Annotated in this window: 15 protein-coding genes; 8 read left to right on the top strand and 7 right to left on the bottom strand. The window is 49.2% G+C overall.

Annotated elements, in window-relative coordinates; all coding sequences use genetic code 11:
• Positions 1–375 precede the first annotated feature (375 nt).
• Both VIM87_RS01555 and VIM87_RS01550 read right to left on the bottom strand, forming a co-directional pair.
• Positions 376–1,011 carry a peroxiredoxin gene (locus tag VIM87_RS01555; RefSeq protein ID WP_331995269.1) on the bottom strand — a complete coding sequence of 212 codons (636 nt, stop codon included), beginning with the start codon at positions 1,009–1,011 and terminating at the stop codon, positions 376–378.
• Between the two features lie 191 nt (positions 1,012–1,202).
• Positions 1,203–1,802: a hypothetical protein gene (locus VIM87_RS01550; RefSeq protein ID WP_331995268.1), complete on the bottom strand. Its 600-nt coding sequence runs from the start codon at positions 1,800–1,802 to the stop codon at positions 1,203–1,205.
• Positions 1,803–1,998: 196 nt separating this feature from the next.
• Here VIM87_RS01550 and VIM87_RS01545 point away from each other — a divergent pair, with 196 nt between their 5' ends.
• Complete coding sequence (locus VIM87_RS01545; protein WP_331995267.1) at positions 1,999–3,003, top strand: WYL domain-containing protein; 1,005 nt, start codon at positions 1,999–2,001, stop codon at positions 3,001–3,003.
• A gap of 82 nt (positions 3,004–3,085) precedes the next feature.
• Here VIM87_RS01545 and VIM87_RS01540 read toward each other — a convergent pair whose 3' ends face one another.
• The gene (locus tag VIM87_RS01540) at positions 3,086–3,805 is read right to left on the bottom strand and encodes a hypothetical protein (RefSeq protein WP_331995266.1); all 720 of its coding nucleotides are present in this window, start codon (positions 3,803–3,805) and stop codon (positions 3,086–3,088) included.
• Positions 3,806–3,877: 72 nt separating this feature from the next.
• Here VIM87_RS01540 and ade point away from each other — a divergent pair, with 72 nt between their 5' ends.
• Positions 3,878–5,512 carry an adenine deaminase gene (gene ade, locus VIM87_RS01535; RefSeq protein ID WP_331995265.1) on the top strand — a complete coding sequence of 545 codons (1,635 nt, stop codon included), beginning with the start codon at positions 3,878–3,880 and terminating at the stop codon, positions 5,510–5,512.
• A gap of 76 nt (positions 5,513–5,588) precedes the next feature.
• Here the strand turns inward: ade and VIM87_RS01530 are convergent, their stop codons facing one another.
• Positions 5,589–6,683, bottom strand: a complete 1,095-nt coding sequence (locus VIM87_RS01530) for an anhydro-N-acetylmuramic acid kinase (RefSeq protein ID WP_331995264.1) — start codon at positions 6,681–6,683, stop codon at positions 5,589–5,591.
• 79 nt (positions 6,684–6,762) lie between these two features.
• Here VIM87_RS01530 and VIM87_RS01525 point away from each other — a divergent pair, with 79 nt between their 5' ends.
• The 5 genes from VIM87_RS01525 (at position 6,763) to VIM87_RS01505 (ending at position 12,499) form a co-directional block, all read left to right on the top strand.
• Positions 6,763–8,658, top strand: a complete 1,896-nt coding sequence (locus VIM87_RS01525) for a YfbK domain-containing protein (protein ID WP_331995263.1) — start codon at positions 6,763–6,765, stop codon at positions 8,656–8,658.
• 404 nt (positions 8,659–9,062) lie between these two features.
• Positions 9,063–9,716: a uracil phosphoribosyltransferase gene (upp, locus tag VIM87_RS01520; protein WP_089920524.1), complete on the top strand. Its 654-nt coding sequence runs from the start codon at positions 9,063–9,065 to the stop codon at positions 9,714–9,716.
• 111 nt (positions 9,717–9,827) lie between these two features.
• Positions 9,828–10,847, top strand: a complete 1,020-nt coding sequence (locus VIM87_RS01515) for a PorP/SprF family type IX secretion system membrane protein (RefSeq protein WP_331995262.1) — start codon at positions 9,828–9,830, stop codon at positions 10,845–10,847.
• Positions 10,848–11,027: 180 nt separating this feature from the next.
• Positions 11,028–11,792 carry an EI24 domain-containing protein gene (locus VIM87_RS01510; protein WP_331995261.1) on the top strand — a complete coding sequence of 255 codons (765 nt, stop codon included), beginning with the start codon at positions 11,028–11,030 and terminating at the stop codon, positions 11,790–11,792.
• On the top strand, positions 11,792–12,499 hold the full coding sequence (locus tag VIM87_RS01505) for an SAM-dependent methyltransferase (RefSeq protein WP_331995260.1): 708 nt from the start codon (positions 11,792–11,794) through the stop codon (positions 12,497–12,499). Before VIM87_RS01510 ends, VIM87_RS01505 begins: the two co-directional genes overlap by 1 nt.
• A 114-nt stretch (positions 12,500–12,613) precedes the next feature.
• Here VIM87_RS01505 and VIM87_RS01500 read toward each other — a convergent pair whose 3' ends face one another.
• Together VIM87_RS01500 and VIM87_RS01495 are read right to left on the bottom strand one after the other, a co-directional pair.
• The gene (locus tag VIM87_RS01500) at positions 12,614–13,006 is read right to left on the bottom strand and encodes a hypothetical protein (protein WP_331995259.1); all 393 of its coding nucleotides are present in this window, start codon (positions 13,004–13,006) and stop codon (positions 12,614–12,616) included.
• Positions 13,007–13,079: 73 nt separating this feature from the next.
• Complete coding sequence (locus tag VIM87_RS01495) at positions 13,080–14,462, bottom strand: M20/M25/M40 family metallo-hydrolase (RefSeq protein WP_331995258.1); 1,383 nt, start codon at positions 14,460–14,462, stop codon at positions 13,080–13,082.
• 255 nt (positions 14,463–14,717) lie between these two features.
• Here VIM87_RS01495 and bshA point away from each other — a divergent pair, with 255 nt between their 5' ends.
• Positions 14,718–15,860: an N-acetyl-alpha-D-glucosaminyl L-malate synthase BshA gene (bshA, locus tag VIM87_RS01490; protein WP_331995257.1), complete on the top strand. Its 1,143-nt coding sequence runs from the start codon at positions 14,718–14,720 to the stop codon at positions 15,858–15,860.
• 82 nt (positions 15,861–15,942) lie between these two features.
• Here bshA and VIM87_RS01485 read toward each other — a convergent pair.
• A partial coding sequence (locus tag VIM87_RS01485) for a murein hydrolase activator EnvC family protein (RefSeq protein WP_331995256.1) occupies positions 15,943–16,555 on the bottom strand: 613 nt, incomplete at its 5' end.

The following is a 16,555-nucleotide window of genomic DNA, read 5'->3' as shown; positions in this document are numbered from 1 at the left end:
GCTTAATGCTGAACGCCGCATGCTTAGAGCAGAATGCTGAAGACCGAATGCCGAACGCGGAAGGCGCTGCGCAAAGACTGACGCTAAAGCGGATTGCTTAATGCTGAACACCGCATGCTTGGAGCAGAATGCCCAAGGTGGTAAAGATTATGGCCGGAAGATCAGAGCTGGCCCGCCGAACGCTAAACACCAAAAGCTAAAGGCTAAAAGCTAAGAGCTAACCGCTAAGCCTCGCCCGGTTGGTAAACGAAAAAACGGGGAAAAATCCCCGTTTCGTAAAAATCAAAAACCAACCATTAAAAATTCTTATCAATAAAAGCCTTGCGGCCCTATTCGTTGCATTTTACTGTTACCAGTTAAAACACGCCCGGCTGCCTATTTGTTCGGCTGCGGGGTAGTTCTCAGGTAAGGCTTAATAACTTTGTGCCCTTTCGGGAACTTCGCCGGAATATCTTCCGTTTTTATAGCCGGTACTACGATCACGTCCTCCCCTTCCTGCCAGTTAGCCGGTGTGGCCACGCTGTACTGGGCGGTCAGCTGCAGGGAATCTATTACGCGCAGCACTTCAAAGAAATTCCTGCCGGTAGAGGCCGGGTAAGTGATGGTTAATTTCACTTTCTTATCCGGGCCTATTATAAACAGTGAACGTACGGTAAATGTTTCAGAGGCGTTCGGATGGATCATACCATACAGGTTAGCCACCGTTTTATCTTCATCCGCAATGATCGGGAAGTTCACTTCGCAGCTTTGCGTTTCGTTAATATCGTTGATCCAGCCCTGGTGCTTATCCAGCGGGTCTACGCTCAGCGCCAGCACTTTCACATTACGCTTGGCAAATTCATCCTTCAAAAGGGCCGTTCTGCCTAGCTCTGTGGTACATACCGGGGTATAATCCGCAGGGTGCGAAAACAATACGCCCCAGCTATCGCCCAGGTATTCGTAAAAATCGATGTTGCCTTGTGTGGTCTTCGCCTTGAAATTCGGCGCTATATCTCCTAGTCTTAAACTCATATTACATCTCTTTTATGACTCCAAATGTAATAATTTCCTACAATTTTTATAGACTTTAGGGCCGTTTTTGGAAAAAATTTTTCCCTACCCGGTGCCGGGTAGGGAAAGGTGTTAACAAACAACTGAGGGTCAGGGCATTTGGGGCTAACAGTTTCAATGGTATAGGGTTAACAGGGATGAATATGTAGTGTTCAATTGCCGTGTTGTTTCCAGGCGCAATACGCCATGGTGTATTTGAGGTCGTCCAGTAAATTGGCTTCCTGGCGGGCTGCTGCTTCGTCAAATTCCAGCTCCAGGTAACCCAGGTACAGCTCGTAGCTTTTGCACAGCAGCAGCATGCACTGGTCTATCTGCTGTTCGGTACGTACGGTTTCTTTTTCCTTTACCGGCGCGGGTTGCGGGGTTACCTTGCTGATGTAGTAGCATTCGCCATCCGTATATTCTATCCAGTTACCACGCTGCTGCAGACGGGGGCGGGTAAGCTGAAAGGTCATATTTTCCAGCACCACAGCTTCCCCGTGGGTGGCTTCCAGGTCAATGATCTCCGGGATGTGGCGCATATCTTCCAGGTGCTGCACAATGCTCATTTGTATGCCGTCGTTCTGGTGGCCGGAGTAGCGCAGTATATCATTCAGCACATCGTAATTAGTTACAAAATCGCAACGGTGCCAGGTACCTTCCTGCTGTATATAACCCCAGAAGGTTAAAAAGTTAGACTCATCCAGTATGATCTGGCTGATGGAGATGGCCTGGCATTTGGCGGCGGTGCTTGTATTTTTTACTTTGTTCATAACCCTGATGTTTAATGACAATACAAAGCTATCCGCGCAAAACGCAGGGAATTTGCGTAGTAAAAAAAACAATGGAAATGTGCAGATGTGCAAATATGCAAGTGTGCAAATTAAGGCCCGCTTCAATCCATCTGCACATCTGCATATTTGCACATCTGCACATTTGCACTATTTTGCGCACCAAAACTCCCTCTTCATGCCAAAGAATAAGGATGCCCTTTCCCGTTACCGCTGGATAGATGAACGGCTGCGCAACAAACGCCTGCCCAAGCCTACCCTGGATGCGCTGATTGCCTATGTGTCTGAAAAAATGGATGCATCTATCTCTACCCGCACCATACAGAAGGATATACAGGATATGCGCCAGGACCCGGAGCTGAACTATATGGCCCCCATCTTATATGAGCGCAGCAGCGGTACTTACCGTTATGAAGATGAATCTTACTCCATCAGCAATATACCTATTGAAGAGGCCGACCTGCAGGGGCTGGAAATAGCCATCGGCATCCTGGAGCAGTTCCGCAGCCTGCCTGTTATACAGCAGTTTGAAGATGCGATCCTGAAAATAGCCGCCAGCCTGAAAATAAACCGGCAAACGCTGGAGCATAAAGGCATGATCAAATTTTCGCGCACTGCGCAATACAAAGGCGCAGAGCATATCCCCGAAATTGTAGATGCCATCAAGAACCTGGAAGTGATCCGTATTGCCTACCAGAGCTTTGACCGTAATGAGCCTAAAGAGCATTGGGTTGAGCCCTATCATTTGCGGGAATACCAGCACCGCTTTTACCTGATCGGCAAAAGCCAGAAGGCCAAAGGCGGCACCCTGCTTACTTTTGCGCTGGACCGTATTGTAAAGCTGTGGCCTACCAATACTAATTTTGATGAAAAGAATTTTGATGATGCCAGCTACTATCGCCACGCCATTGGCATTACAGTGCTGGAAGGGGAGCCGCAAAAAGTAGTGCTGGCCTTTACCCCGCACCAGGGTAAATACATTAAATCACAACCCATTCATACTTCCCAGCAGGTGCTGGAAGATAATGAAAAGGAATGCCGTATATCCCTGAACGTTGTAATTAACCCGGAGCTGCATATGCTGCTGTTAGGTTATGGCGCGAATGTAAAAGTGCTGGAACCCCAGCAGCTGGTACAAAAAATGGCGGCCGAAACAGCCGCCATGAAGGAGTTATATTCTTAATGTGCAGATTTCAGATGTGCAGATGTGCAGATGGAATGCTATCATTTGAACATCTGCATATTTGCATATCTGCACATCTTTATTATTTTTTCGGCATTACAAAAATGCTATCATCTACCGGCTTGTTCACCTCTACCTTGCTTACACTGATCTTGGTGCCAATAGGCTCCTGTGAGGTAGATGCCGGGTACACGAAACCATTATCTGTTTTCTTGTAATCGGATAATACAGTGGTAATATCCATTTCCTGTCCCTGTGCTTTAATATGCGTTTGCATCTGGTCAATGTAATACGTATTGGTATCTACATATAAGATGATCACGCTGCCGTCACGGTTAGTCACTTTTAATTTATACGTTTCCATTCCGTCTTTGGTTTCCTTTCCTTCCAGCGTTACGGTACGGCCTTTGGCCTTATAATCATACAGCTCGCCGGCCAGGTCCAGGCGGGATTGCATGGCATGCACCATGCTGGAATCCAGCGCCTTTGGTTCCGGCCCCTGCATCGGCATTTGCATCCAGCCGCCGTTACGGGTTATGACCTGTATGTTGTTGGAACCCATTACCTCAAACTCCATACGCATGGCCTTATCATTTACCAGCCACAGTTTCAGGGGTATTTCCATACCGCGTACTTCCATAATCCCCTCTGTATACATGCTTTGCAGGCTTTTCAGTTTATCCTTGCCGCCCATGGCGTCAATATGTTTGTTCACGATCTCATCTACCGTTTGCGCCCGCAGCCCGCTACATACTGCTATAACTGCCAGGAACAGGAGGGTTAACATTTTATTTGCTCTCATATTATTCGTTTTAGTGGTACACAAATTACACGAATTATGCCAATTCCCGCCGGGTAATTATATCTTTAACATATGAGTACTTTCCAGCTTTCCGGCAACCTGATAGATATCCTGAACCAGGAAATATACCCCGCTACCGTACACATTTCACACGGGCGTATCCGGCAAATTGTGCGCGATAGCCAGCGGTACGATCAATACCTGCTACCGGGCTTTATTGATGCGCATGTGCACATTGAAAGCGCTATGCTTACCCCGGCGGAATTTGCCCGCCTGGCAGTGGTGCACGGCACCGTAGGCACTATTTCCGACCCGCATGAAATAGCCAATGTATTAGGCGTGGCCGGCGTAAATTACATGATCGCCAACTGCCAGCATACCCCGTTCAAATGCAACTTTGGCGCCCCCTCCTGCGTGCCGGCCACCCCGTTTGAAACAGCCGGCGCCGTGGTAAGCGTACAGGATGTAAAAGCGCTGCTGGCACACCCGGAGATCCGCTACCTTTCTGAAATGATGAACTTTCCCGGTGTGCTGCAGCAGCAGCCGGATGTAATGGAAAAAATAGCCGCTGCCCATAAAGCCGGTAAGCCGGTGGATGGCCACGCCCCCGGCCTGCGCGGCGCTGCGGCCAAACAGTATATAGATGCCGGCATCAGCACCGATCACGAATGTTTTACACTGGAAGAGGCGCAGGACAAGCTGCAGTACGGCATGCACATCCTGATACGGGAAGGCAGCGCAGCCAAGAATTTTGAAGCGCTCATTCCCCTGCTGCACGACTACCCGGAAAAAATGATGTTCTGCAGTGATGATAAACATCCCGACAGCCTGGTGGAAGGGCATATTAACGTGCTGGTAAAACGTGCGCTGGCAAAGGGTATCGACCTGTTCAAAGTGCTGCGCGCAGCCTGCGTAAACCCGGTGCTGCATTATAAAATGGAGGTGGGCCTGCTGCGCGAAGGTGATCCCGCAGACCTGATCATTATTAACAATACCACCGACTTTACCGTAAAAGCCACCTATGTAAACGGCATACAGGTAGCCGCCAACGGCCAAACGCTGATTGAGCCCGTTACTGCAGGCATTATCAATAACTTTGATTGCCGCCCGCAGCATGTGGATGATTTTCGTATACCCGCTGCCGGTACTACAGCAACTGTAAATGTAATTGAAGCGCTGGACGGGCAGCTGATCACCAATAACATTACGGCCACCCTGCCCGTTAAAGACGGCGCCCTGCACAGCGATCCCTCACAGGATGTACTGAAGATGGTGGTGGTGAACCGATATTTTCCGGCGCCTGCAGCAGCAGGTTTTATCCGCAATTTTGGATTTACCAAAGGCGCCATTGCATCGTCCGTAGCGCACGACAGTCATAACATTATTGCTGTTGGGGTAGATGATGAAAGCATTTGCGCCGCAGTGAATGCCGTGATCCGTGAAAAAGGGGGTATTAGTGTGGTGAATGGTATGGAGATAGATGTATTGCCCCTGCCGGTAGCCGGCTTAATGAGCCACCTGGATGGCTACGAAGTAGCAGCCCGGTACAGCCACCTCGATAAAGCTGCCAAAGCCCTGGGCAGCCCGCTGGCCGCACCTTTCATGATGCTCTCTTTTATGGCGCTGTTGGTGATCCCGCACTTAAAGCTGAGTGATAAAGGTTTGTTTAATGGTGATACGTTTACATTTACTGACGTAGTTAAATAAAAAGTAAAAAAGCAAAAATTAAAAACGCGAAGATCTCCGCACCCTTTTTAATTTTTGCTTTTTACTTTTAACTTTTTCACGACTGCCACAGCGCGCCGCCTACACTATCCCGTTGCGCACCCGTTACGGAAGATAACACATTCGGCTCCTGCCGCCAGCGCAAAGTGCCTATCAGCGCCATGATCAGCGCCTCTTTATAATTTACCGTCTGCGCATCCGGCACTACTACCGTTACATTATAAGGCTGCAATTGTTCCTGGATCTGTTTTACTAAAAATCCATTAAAAGCGCCACCGCCGGTAATAAGCATCTTTTGCTCTCCTTCCGTTGCTGCTTGCTGCTTTTGCAGCTGTGCCACGGCATGGGCTACCTGCACGGCTATATGCTGTGTATAGGTGTTAAGCTTACCCTGTATGGAAATGCGGGTGTTCTTTATTAATGGCAGCACCGTATCAGTACCAAAATCATTAGCCAGCGATTTAGGCCAGGGTAATGTATAATAAGGCAGCTCATTTAATGCGGCCAGTAAATGCTTATCTGTAATACCACCGGCTGCCAGCGATCCGTTTTCATCGTACGCGCGGCCCAGCTCCCCGGCCAGGGCATTCAGCACCCGGTTGGCAGGGCAAATATCAAAAGCGGTAAAACCGGTTTCCAGGTTAGCGGATACATTGGCAATGCCTCCCAGGTTTAACCAGTACTGGTAGCCCGGCAGCAGTAATTGTTCACCAACAGGTACTATGGGTGCGCCCTGCCCGCCCAGGGCTACATCCATGGCACGCAGGTCGCTGATCACCGGCAGGCCGGTAACCGCAGCTATGGCAGCGCCTTCGCCCAGCTGCGCCGTCATTTTCTGTGCCGGCATATGAAACGTAGTATGCCCGTGAGAGGCAATGAAATGTACTTTATGTTCCAGCCCATGCTGTGCTATAAACTGTTTTATTTTTTCCCCGATGTAATGACCATAACGGCTGTGCAGCAGCAGGTATTCGCCCGCAGGCAGGCCGGTAGCGTTGCTTAGCTGCTCCACCCACTCCGGCTCATACGCCAGGCAGTCTGCCGCCTGAATCGTGTACTCCCACTTACCGCGTACTTCTGCCAGCTCCACAAAAGCAATATCCAGCCCGTCCAGCGAACTCCCCGACATAATGCCAATTACATGATATACCATGCTCAAAAAATTTTCATCAAAGATAATATGGAATTTGACCTCATTGATGCATCCTCTTAGCAGATCAAAACAAATCACTATGCAAAAATATTTTTCCCTGTTGCTATTGGCCTGTTTTACTGCCCTGACAGTCAATGCACAAACCCGTGAGATCAAAGGCACCGTGCAGGAAGCAGGCTCCCATAAACCGCTGGCCGGGGTTACCATCCAGGTAAAAGCAGGTAGATCATCCGTACAAAGTGATGCCGCAGGCGGCTTCCGGCTGCAGATCCCAACCGGCCCCGTGGTGCTGCAGCTGCGTTATACCGGTTATAAAACACAGGAAGTATTTATAAAACCAAATGCAGGCAATGTGCTGATCCTGCTGCAGCCGGCAAGCTTCACTGATTCCACGGCGCGGCTGTTCAAGCTGGAGGAAAAGAAACGGGTACGGGCTGCGCAAGCCAATGCTACAAAGGGTTTGGTTGAATACGAGGCAAAGGCAGATGCCGTGATGATGTATGCTGCTCCCATGCCACAGGGCGTTTACAGAGATACTTATAACACAGAAGATTACAGCCCTATTAATGAAAACGATTTTCATACCGCTACAGACCAGCCGCTCAGCACCTTTTCCATTGATGTGGACCGTGCTGCCTACAGCAACATCCGCCGGTTCCTGAACAACGGGCAAATGCCGCCGGCCGATGCCGTGCGGGTAGAGGAGATGATCAATTATTTTGATTACCAGTACAAAGCCCCCACCGGTACAGACCCCGTAGCTATTTATACGGATATGGCTATATGCCCCTGGAACACCGCACACCAGCTGGTACGCATTGGCCTGAAAGGCAGAACCGTTACAGCCGATAAGGTACCGCCCTCTAACCTGGTGTTCCTGATAGATGTTTCCGGATCTATGGAAGATGCCAACAAGCTGCCCCTGGTAAAACAGGCGCTCAAAACCCTGGTACAGCAGCTGCGCCCTGCCGATAAAGTAGCCATTGTTGTATATGCAGGCGCTGCCGGCCTGGTGCTGCCCGCTACACCCGGCAGTGAAAAAACCACCATCCTGGACGCGCTGGATCAATTGCAGGCCGGTGGCTCCACCGCCGGTGGCGAAGGTATTCTGCTGGCCTATAAAACCGCCGCCGCCAACTTTATGAAAGAAGGGAATAACCGCGTGATCATAGCTACAGACGGCGATTTTAACGTAGGCCCTTCCAGCGACGGCGAGCTGCAACGTATTATAGAAAAAGAGCGCGACAAAGGCATTTTTCTCTCTGTGCTGGGCTTTGGCATGGGTAATTATAAAGATAATAAGCTGGAGCTGCTGGCCGATAAAGGCAACGGCAACTACGCCTACATAGATAATTTTGAAGAAGCCCGCCGCACCTTTGTAACAGAATTTGGCGGTACCCTGTTCACCATTGCCAAAGATGTAAAGCTGCAGATAGAGTTTAATCCTAAATACGTGCAGTCATACCGGTTAGTAGGGTACGAAAACCGCCTGCTGCAGAACGAAGATTTTAATAACGATAAAAAAGATGCGGGCGATATGGGCGCCGGCCATACGGTAACCGCCCTGTACGAGATAGTGCCCGCCGGCGCTAAAACAGAGGCTGTTAGCTGGGTAGATCCGCTGAAGTACCAGCAACGTGCAGTGATCAGCAACCCGGCAAACGAAGTGCTGACCGTAAAGCTGCGCTATAAAAGGCCGGCCGACAGCCAAAGCCAGCTAATGACCAAAGTGCTGCCCTACCAGGTACAGGCCATTAGCGCAGCCCCTGTAGATTTTCGTATGTGCGCCGCAGTAGCGGAGTTCGGGCAGCTGCTCCGCAACTCCGCCCATAAAGGGCAGGCCAGCTATGAGCAGGTGCTTACCCTGGCTAAGGATGCCCGGGGCGATGATCCGGAAGGATACCGCGCTGAATTTTTACAGCTGGTAAAAAAAGCCGCCCTGCTGCAACCGGGCAGCCAGGCTTCCAGGGAATAACAGCCGGCCTTCCCATTGTTGTTATCCCGCCTGGCAAGCATGTAAAAATGTAAAATTTAAAATCATAAATCATAAATGTAAAAGTGGAATGCCGTGAACCGGGCAGGCTTATGTTCGCGGCATTCCACTTTTACATTTTAAATTTTACATCTATGATTTTACATTCTTTCCGGTCAGCCCCTTTTTTCCCTACTCCAATTGCTGTGCAACTGGTACCCTTCCCTCCTAAAATCCCCCTTTTTCCCTACTGACATTGCTGCGCAACTCTACCCCCCTACATAAAACCCTACCCTTTTCCCACATCATAATATAATGATATCACCCTGAGCCTTTTCATGTTAAAAAAACCTTTTCCCTTCGCCTTTCCTGTGTTTTTTGGTATTTTGCCCCCCAAACGGCTAGTAATGATAATCAATCTGAGTGAGACCAATTCGCTGGTAGGAGAATGGCTTAGCGAGATCAGAAGTATGGACATCCAGACAGACCGCATGCGTTTCCGTCGTAATATGGAACGCCTGGGCGAGGTGGCTGCCTACGAGATCAGCAAAACGCTGGAGTACGAGGAAAAAGAGATCCAGACCCCGTTGGGTATTGCCAACTGCCGGGTATTGAAAGAGCAGCCGGTGCTGGCCACTATTTTGCGGGCCGGTTTGGCGCTGCACCAGGGATTATTACATTATTACGATAAAGCCGATCACGCCTTTATCTCCGCCTACCGCAAACATAAAACCGACGGTTCGTTTGATATCAGCCTGGAATATGTGTCCAGCCCCTCTATTGACGGGCAGGTGGTTATCCTCTCCGATCCTATGCTGGCTACCGGGGCTTCCCTGGTAAAAACCATTGAGCACCTGGAGGATATCGGCAAACCCAAACACATTCACCTGGTAGTAGCCATTGCCTGCACCGTGGGTATAGAATACGTACAACGCCATGCCAGCCCCAATCTCAGCATATGGGCAGGGGATATTGACGACGAGCTTACCGCCAAAGGATACATTGTTCCCGGCCTTGGAGATGCCGGTGATCTGGCCTTCGGTAACAAACTGCAGCAGTAAAACGTTCTATATTATATGAATTAAATTTGAAATATTAAGCTCTTTTCGTACCTTAGACTGGTAAAAGTGAACTGTTTTTATCCTATCCTATACCATAATGCATTAACCTTTATGAAAAAGGCTTTACTAATATTAACCATCATTCTCTATTTGATTCCTGCCAGCAAGGCACAGGACCCGCATTTTTCGCAGTTCTTTGCCTCGCCTATGACCCTGAACCCAGCTTTTACCGGCTTGTTTTCCGGCGATTATCGTATAGCCGGCAACTACCGTTCACAGTGGAGAAGCATCGCTACCCCCTATGTAACGGGAACCCTTTCTGCCGACTTTAGCATTTTAAAGAATGTTATTTCATATACCGATGTATGGGGCGTAGGTATTATGGCCCTGTACGATAAAACCGGCGGCGGCGCACTGGTATCTAACTACATCGCTATCAGCACTTCTTATCATAAAGGTCTGGATCCGGAAGGAAACCATACCCTGGCCATTGGCTTACAGGGCGCGTTTATGCAAAAACGTATTGACCAGAGTAAGCTGATGTTTGAGAACCAGATAGATAACAACGGGTACAACCCCGGGCTGCCCAGCAACGAGTTCCTCACCAATCCTAAAATATCTTACTTTGATCCCAACGTAGGTATATTATATAATGGCCTGGTGGGTGAAGCTTCCAATATTTACGCGGGTGTTTCCTACTATCACATTACCCAGCCTACCGAAACTTTCATGAGCCAGGATAACAACCGCTTAAGCTACCGTTACACCATACACGGTGGGGGCTCTTTCCCGGTAAATGGTTATAACCGCATACATGCCAGCGCATTGTACATGAAACAAAGCACGGCCTCTGAAACCTCTTTTGGCGCAGCTTACGGCTTTAACCTGAGCGGTGTGCCGGAAGATAACCCAACCATGTTTTACCTGGGTAGCTGGTACCGCCTGAAAGATGCTATTAACCCCTATGTAGGGTTAGAGATCGGCGGCTTTAACGTAGGCCTGACCTATGACCTGAACGTGTCTTCTCTGAAACCGGCCTCCAACTACCGGGGCGGTATGGAAATATCTGTTATTTATATTCACCGTTCCAGCGAAAACAGCAAGTATAAAACCTTGTGTCCGAAGTTCTAACAACGGCTGCTGCTAATACCATTTAGTGGCCTGCCGTTAAGTGTGCTATACAAATATTCTTTGAGTAAAAGCTAATAACTAGCGGCACAAAGCCGGTGGCTGAAATATTTTTATTTTCGTTCCGTTGATTTTTTAGTTATTTACGGCATTATTTATTCTGTCATACTAAAAAAGCGGACCTTGTTTTCATTCAGAGAAGTTATAGCTGCCATACAATCTTACGGAAAGGCCCATCACTTCATTACCGCCAATAAGCTTTGGAAATGGATACTGTTACCCGGTATCATTTATTGTTTGTTATTTATAGCCGGTATTTATTTTGTATGGAGCTATTCAGGTGACTTTGTGGAGTACCTTCTTGGGCTGCTGCCCCTGCGCACCTGGATCCAGGACCTGGAAAGCAGCTGGGTAAGCTTTGTTTTTATTCTCCTGGGCCTGTGCATCCGCCTTATTCTGATGCTGCTTTACTTCGCCTACTTCAAATATTTTTTCCTCATACTGGGCTCGCCCCTGTTTGCCTACCTGTCGGAAAAAACAGAAGCCATTTTACAGCACCGCGAGTTCCCTTTCAGCTGGCAGGAGTTCCTGAAAGATATGGTGCGCGGCATCCGCATATCATTCCGTAACATGGTGTTCCAAACCATTACGCTGCTACTGCTATTCCTGCTTTCCTTTATACCCATACTGGGCTGGATAACGCCACTGGCGGGCTTTTTCATTGAAGCCTACTTTTACGGTTTTTCCATGATGGATTACAGCTGCGAGCGCCACCGGATGAACATGCGCCAGAGCATTACCTTCATAAAAGCCCACCGGGGCATGGCCCTGGGCAATGGCATTGTGTTTTACCTGTTCATGTTCATACCTGTTATAGGCTGGGCGCTGGCGCCTTCCTACGCTGTAATTGCGGCCACTATTCATTTACAAGATAAACGCCTGTTGTAATGAGCACGCCCGGCAAAGTGTACCTGATTCCTACTGTATTGAGCCCGGAGGCATTGCATACCATTCCTGCATATATTACTGCCGCTGTGCAGCCCTTACGGTTCTTTTTTGTGGAGAATGAGCGTACGGCCCGCCGCTTTCTGAAAGCGCTGGACCGTAACATTAACATTGATGCGCTGCAGCTGCACCTGATGCACGAAAACCACCCGCCGGATACGGCGCTGGCAAAAAAATTATTGCTGGAAGGGAATGATATTGGCATCATGAGCGAGGCAGGATGCCCGGCCATAGCCGATCCCGGGCACCTGGTAGTGCAGGTGGCGCATAAGATCAATGCCCCGGTAATACCCATGGTGGGGCCTAATTCTATTTTATTAGCCTTAATGGCATCCGGCATGAACGGGCAAAATTTCCAGTTCACCGGTTACCTGCCGGTAAAGCCGCCGGAGCGTATTAAAGCCATCCGCGAGCTGGAAGCCCTTTCCCTGAAAAAGGATCAGACACAGATCTTTATAGAAACCCCTTATAGAAATAACCCGTTGCTGAAAGACATACTGACTAACTGTAAAGACCAAACGCTGTTATGTATTGCCGCAGATCTTACCGGGCCGGAGGAGTACATTCACACCAAAACAATAAAGGAGTGGAAAGCCGCGCTGCCGGAGCTGCATAAGCGGCCTGCTATATTTCTGATGCATGCGAAGTAGTTGGCAGTTAGCAGTTAGCAGTTGGCAGTTGGCAGTCTGCGGAGTATCACTAGTACAGCAATACGCGCCTGCCCGTCTGTGGGTAGTGGTCCGTCGTTAGTGGATTGTGATCCGTTAAGGGATCGTTTGTATATTTTGCTGGTTCGTGATGGCCACAATACTATCTACTATAAACGGGCTAAAGCCACGCCAGGGAATGGCTCCCAGGTATTCTTTATAATGCAGCTCCACCAGCTTGCCGCTGCTGCTCATCAGCTTTTGCGCCACCTTTTCATCTACCACAGAAAATTCAAATTCATTGGACTGCAGGGAACCCGGCTGCTTGGAGCGGTAACCGGTCTGGATCAGCCGCCCTTCATAGGTTTTGAAGATGTACCCCTTCTGCACAAAAAAGTTCAGCTCCCCGGCCTTTACACCCCGGCCAAATACAAAGTAATAGCGGTAGGAAATAAACAGTACCAGAACAAGCACTATGATACCAAAGATCAGGAGAACAAATTTGCGCATAGCTTTTATTTGAGGTTTGAGGTATAAGACAAAGCAGGAAGTAAGAGGCAGCCCTTACTTCCTGCTTTATTTATTACAGTCCGTATTTATCGATCATATACACCAGCCCTGCCATGCTAAAAGCGCCCAGCTCCATTTCCCGTTTATTCACGGCTTCAAACACATCGTTGGTAGCGTGGTGCAGGTCAAAGTAGCGCTGTGAATCCGGCGCCAGCTCGCCCATAGGCGCGCCCACGGCTTCATTTAATGCGCCTACATCCGTACCGCCGCCTTCATCTTCAAAATCATATAAGCCATACGGCAGGAACAAAGGTTTCCAGCTGATGATCTTTGCCTTTTTTTCTGCTGGCATGGTAAATGAAAAACCACGGGGCGTAAAGCCTCCGGCATCACTTTCCAGCGCAAAAATATGATGTTCTGCAGGAGTAGCCTTGGCTACCTCCGCATACTTATTGGCGCCGCGCGTTCCGTTTTCCTCATTTGCAAATAACACAATGCGGATGGTGCGTTTCGGCCGTATGCCCAGCGCTTTGAATGCGCGGATAATTTCTATGGACTGCACACAGCCGGTACCGTCATCATGCGCGCCTTCATTCACATCCCATGAATCCAGGTGCCCGCCAATGGTGATGATCTCTTCCGGATGCTCTGTACCGCGGATCTCTCCAATTACGTTATGGCCAATGGTATCCGGTAAAAATTTAGCGCTGGTATGCAGGTATATTTTCATGTCCTTATCATCCTTTATGCGGTCGCTTAAGCGGTCGGCATCTTCCAGGCCAATGGCCACGGCAGGGATCTTGGGAAAGGAATCATTATAGCGCATAGCGCCCGTGTGCGGGAAGTTATTAGCCCCGTGCGACATAGACCTTACTATTACTGCCAGCGCGCCGTATTTGGCAGCCCGGCTGGCGCCGGTGGCTCGGTACATGAACGCATCGCCATAGGCATGAAAGGTTTTAATGAACGTAGGGTTAAAATGGTAGTTGTAAAAAACCACCTTTCCCTTTACATCATTCTTTTTAGCTTCCAGGTCGTCAAAGGAGCTTACTTCCAGCACCGGCGCCGTTACGCCGGCAGTGCCGCTGCCTTCTGAATTACCCAGGGCCAGCACCTGCAGGGCAGGCACAAAATCGCGGCGCTTGGAAATAATGCGTACTTCCTCTTTTTCACCGCGTACCCAATGCGGTACCATACACTCCTGGAAATACACGGTATCTGCACCGGCAGCTTTCAGCGCTTTAAAGCCCCACTGCTCTGCTTTGGGCATTTGCGGGGAGCCGGCCAGGCGGCCGCCTATCTCTTTGGTAAGTATCCTTAAATTTGCATAGGCAGTGCTGTGTGTTAACACTTCATCAGCCAGTTTGCGCAAGGTCACAGAATCATCGGAAGAAGTTTGGGCATGCGCCACAGATATGGAAAAAGCCAGTGCAATTGGCAACAATGATCGTAGCATAAACAGGCGGATTTTTGCGCTAAAACTAACTAATTCGGACTGTTATTACAAATAAATGGCTGAGCGGTAAAGGGCAAATGAATTTTGTAAAGTACCTTAGCGGGGCAGAATGCGACACAGCAGAAAGCAGAAAGCAGAAAGCAGAAAGCTCAAGGCTCGGCGCTCAAAGCATTAGGCACAATGTTTAAAGTAAAAGGTGAAAAGCTTTATGCTTTTTGCTTTCGGCTTTAAGCTCTCCAAAAAACTGTAATTCCCATGCGTATAGGAATAGTATGTTATCCTACCTACGGAGGTAGTGGTGTATTGGCAACGGAGCTGGGCAAAGCCCTGGCAGATAAAGGACATATGGTGCATTTCATCACCTATCAGCAACCGGTACGCCTCAACGCTTTTCACGCAAACATATATTATCACGAAGTACAGGTTCCCACCTACCCCCTGTTTGATTTTCCGCCCTACGAATCGGCGCTCAGCAGCACGATGGTAGATGTGATCATGAACCACCAGTTGGACCTGCTGCATGTGCATTACGCCATACCGCACGCCAGCACGGCCTATCTTGCCAAACAGATCGTAAGTAAGCAGGGCCGCGTAGTGCCTTTTATTACTACCCTGCATGGTACGGATATTACCCTGGTAGGTAAAGACAAAACCTATGCGCCGGTGGTTACCTTTTCCATTAATGAATCCGATGCGATTACTGCAGTGTCCAACAACCTGCGGGAAGAAACCTATAAGTATTTCCAGATAGAAAAAGATATTGAGGTGATCTACAACTTTGTAGATATTGAACGCTTCAAACGCCGCAGCCTGCCGCATTTCCGCCAGGCTGTTGCACCGAACGGCGAAAAGGTGCTGCTGCACGTTTCCAACTTCCGTAAGGTAAAACGGGTGCCGGATGTGATCAAGATCTTTCAGCAGGTGCGCGCAGAAGTGCCTTCCAAACTGTTGCTGGTAGGCGATGGCCCCGACCGCCCGACTATTGAATGCATGTGCCGCGACCTGGGTATTTGTGACGATGTACGTTTTGTGGGCAAGCAGGAGCAGCTGGAAGATATTATGTCGATCAGCGACTTATTTGTACTCCCTTCTGAATATGAAAGTTTTGGTTTAGCCGCCCTGGAAGCCATGGCTTCTGAAGTGCCGGTGCTTTCTTCTGATGCCGGCGGCCTGCCGGAAGTGAATATACAAGGTGTTACCGGTTTTCTGAGCCCTGTGGGCGACGTGAACAGTATGGCCCGCCATGCTATTGACCTGCTCTCTAATGAGGCGCTGCTGGCCACCGTACGCAAAGGCGCACTGGAACAGGCGCAGCGTTTTCACATTAACAATATTGTACCTCAGTATGAAGCGTTGTATGAGCGGGTGCGGGAAAAAGCAAGTATTATTAGCTATTAGCCATTAGCTTTTAGCTTTTAGCGCTGTGCATTAGGCCAGGTTAACAGCTAAAGGCTAACAGCCAACGGCTAAAAGCTAGTCCTTACCTTCTCATAATCCAAACTTCAGGATTTTGTTTCACTACGCCTTTATAGATCTGTAGCTCCACCTCACCCTGGTTTTCTATATCGTTGGTGCTGGCAGTGCCTATCATCTGGCCGGTACGTACCTTATCACCGGTTTTTACGCTTACGGTTTGCAGGCGTACATAGTTTGTAAAGTATTGCCCATGGCGGATCATCACTACATAACCGCTTCCCGGTATCACCATTACCCTTCTTACCTCTCCTTCAAAAATGGTTTTCACGGCAGCTCCTTTGGAGGTGGCAATGATAATACCATCATTCTCCACATTGATCTTTTCCACCACGGCATGGTGCTGGCGGCCAAAGTGGCCAATAACATTGCCGTTGCTTACCGGCCAGGGAAGCTTGCCGCGGTTGTTCTCAAAGCTTTCTGACAGTGCCAGGGCTTCGGGTGTAGCTTCCAGCACATTTGCGCTGCGGGAAGGCGCCGGCGCGGGGCGTTCCGGTTCCGGTGCTTTGGGTGTTTCCTTAACCGGTGGCGGGTTGGCAGCTACATTATTGTTGTTATTATTATTGTTAGCGGCGGCCGCGGCAGCTGCAGCAGCAGCGGCTTTGCGGGCAGCTTCATCC

It is taken from the genome of Chitinophaga sp., assembly GCF_036569125.1.
GTDB lineage: Bacteria > Bacteroidota > Bacteroidia > Chitinophagales > Chitinophagaceae > Chitinophaga.
The sequence above is the reverse complement of the archived record's forward strand: the minus strand, read 5'-3'. Positions and strand labels throughout refer to the sequence as shown.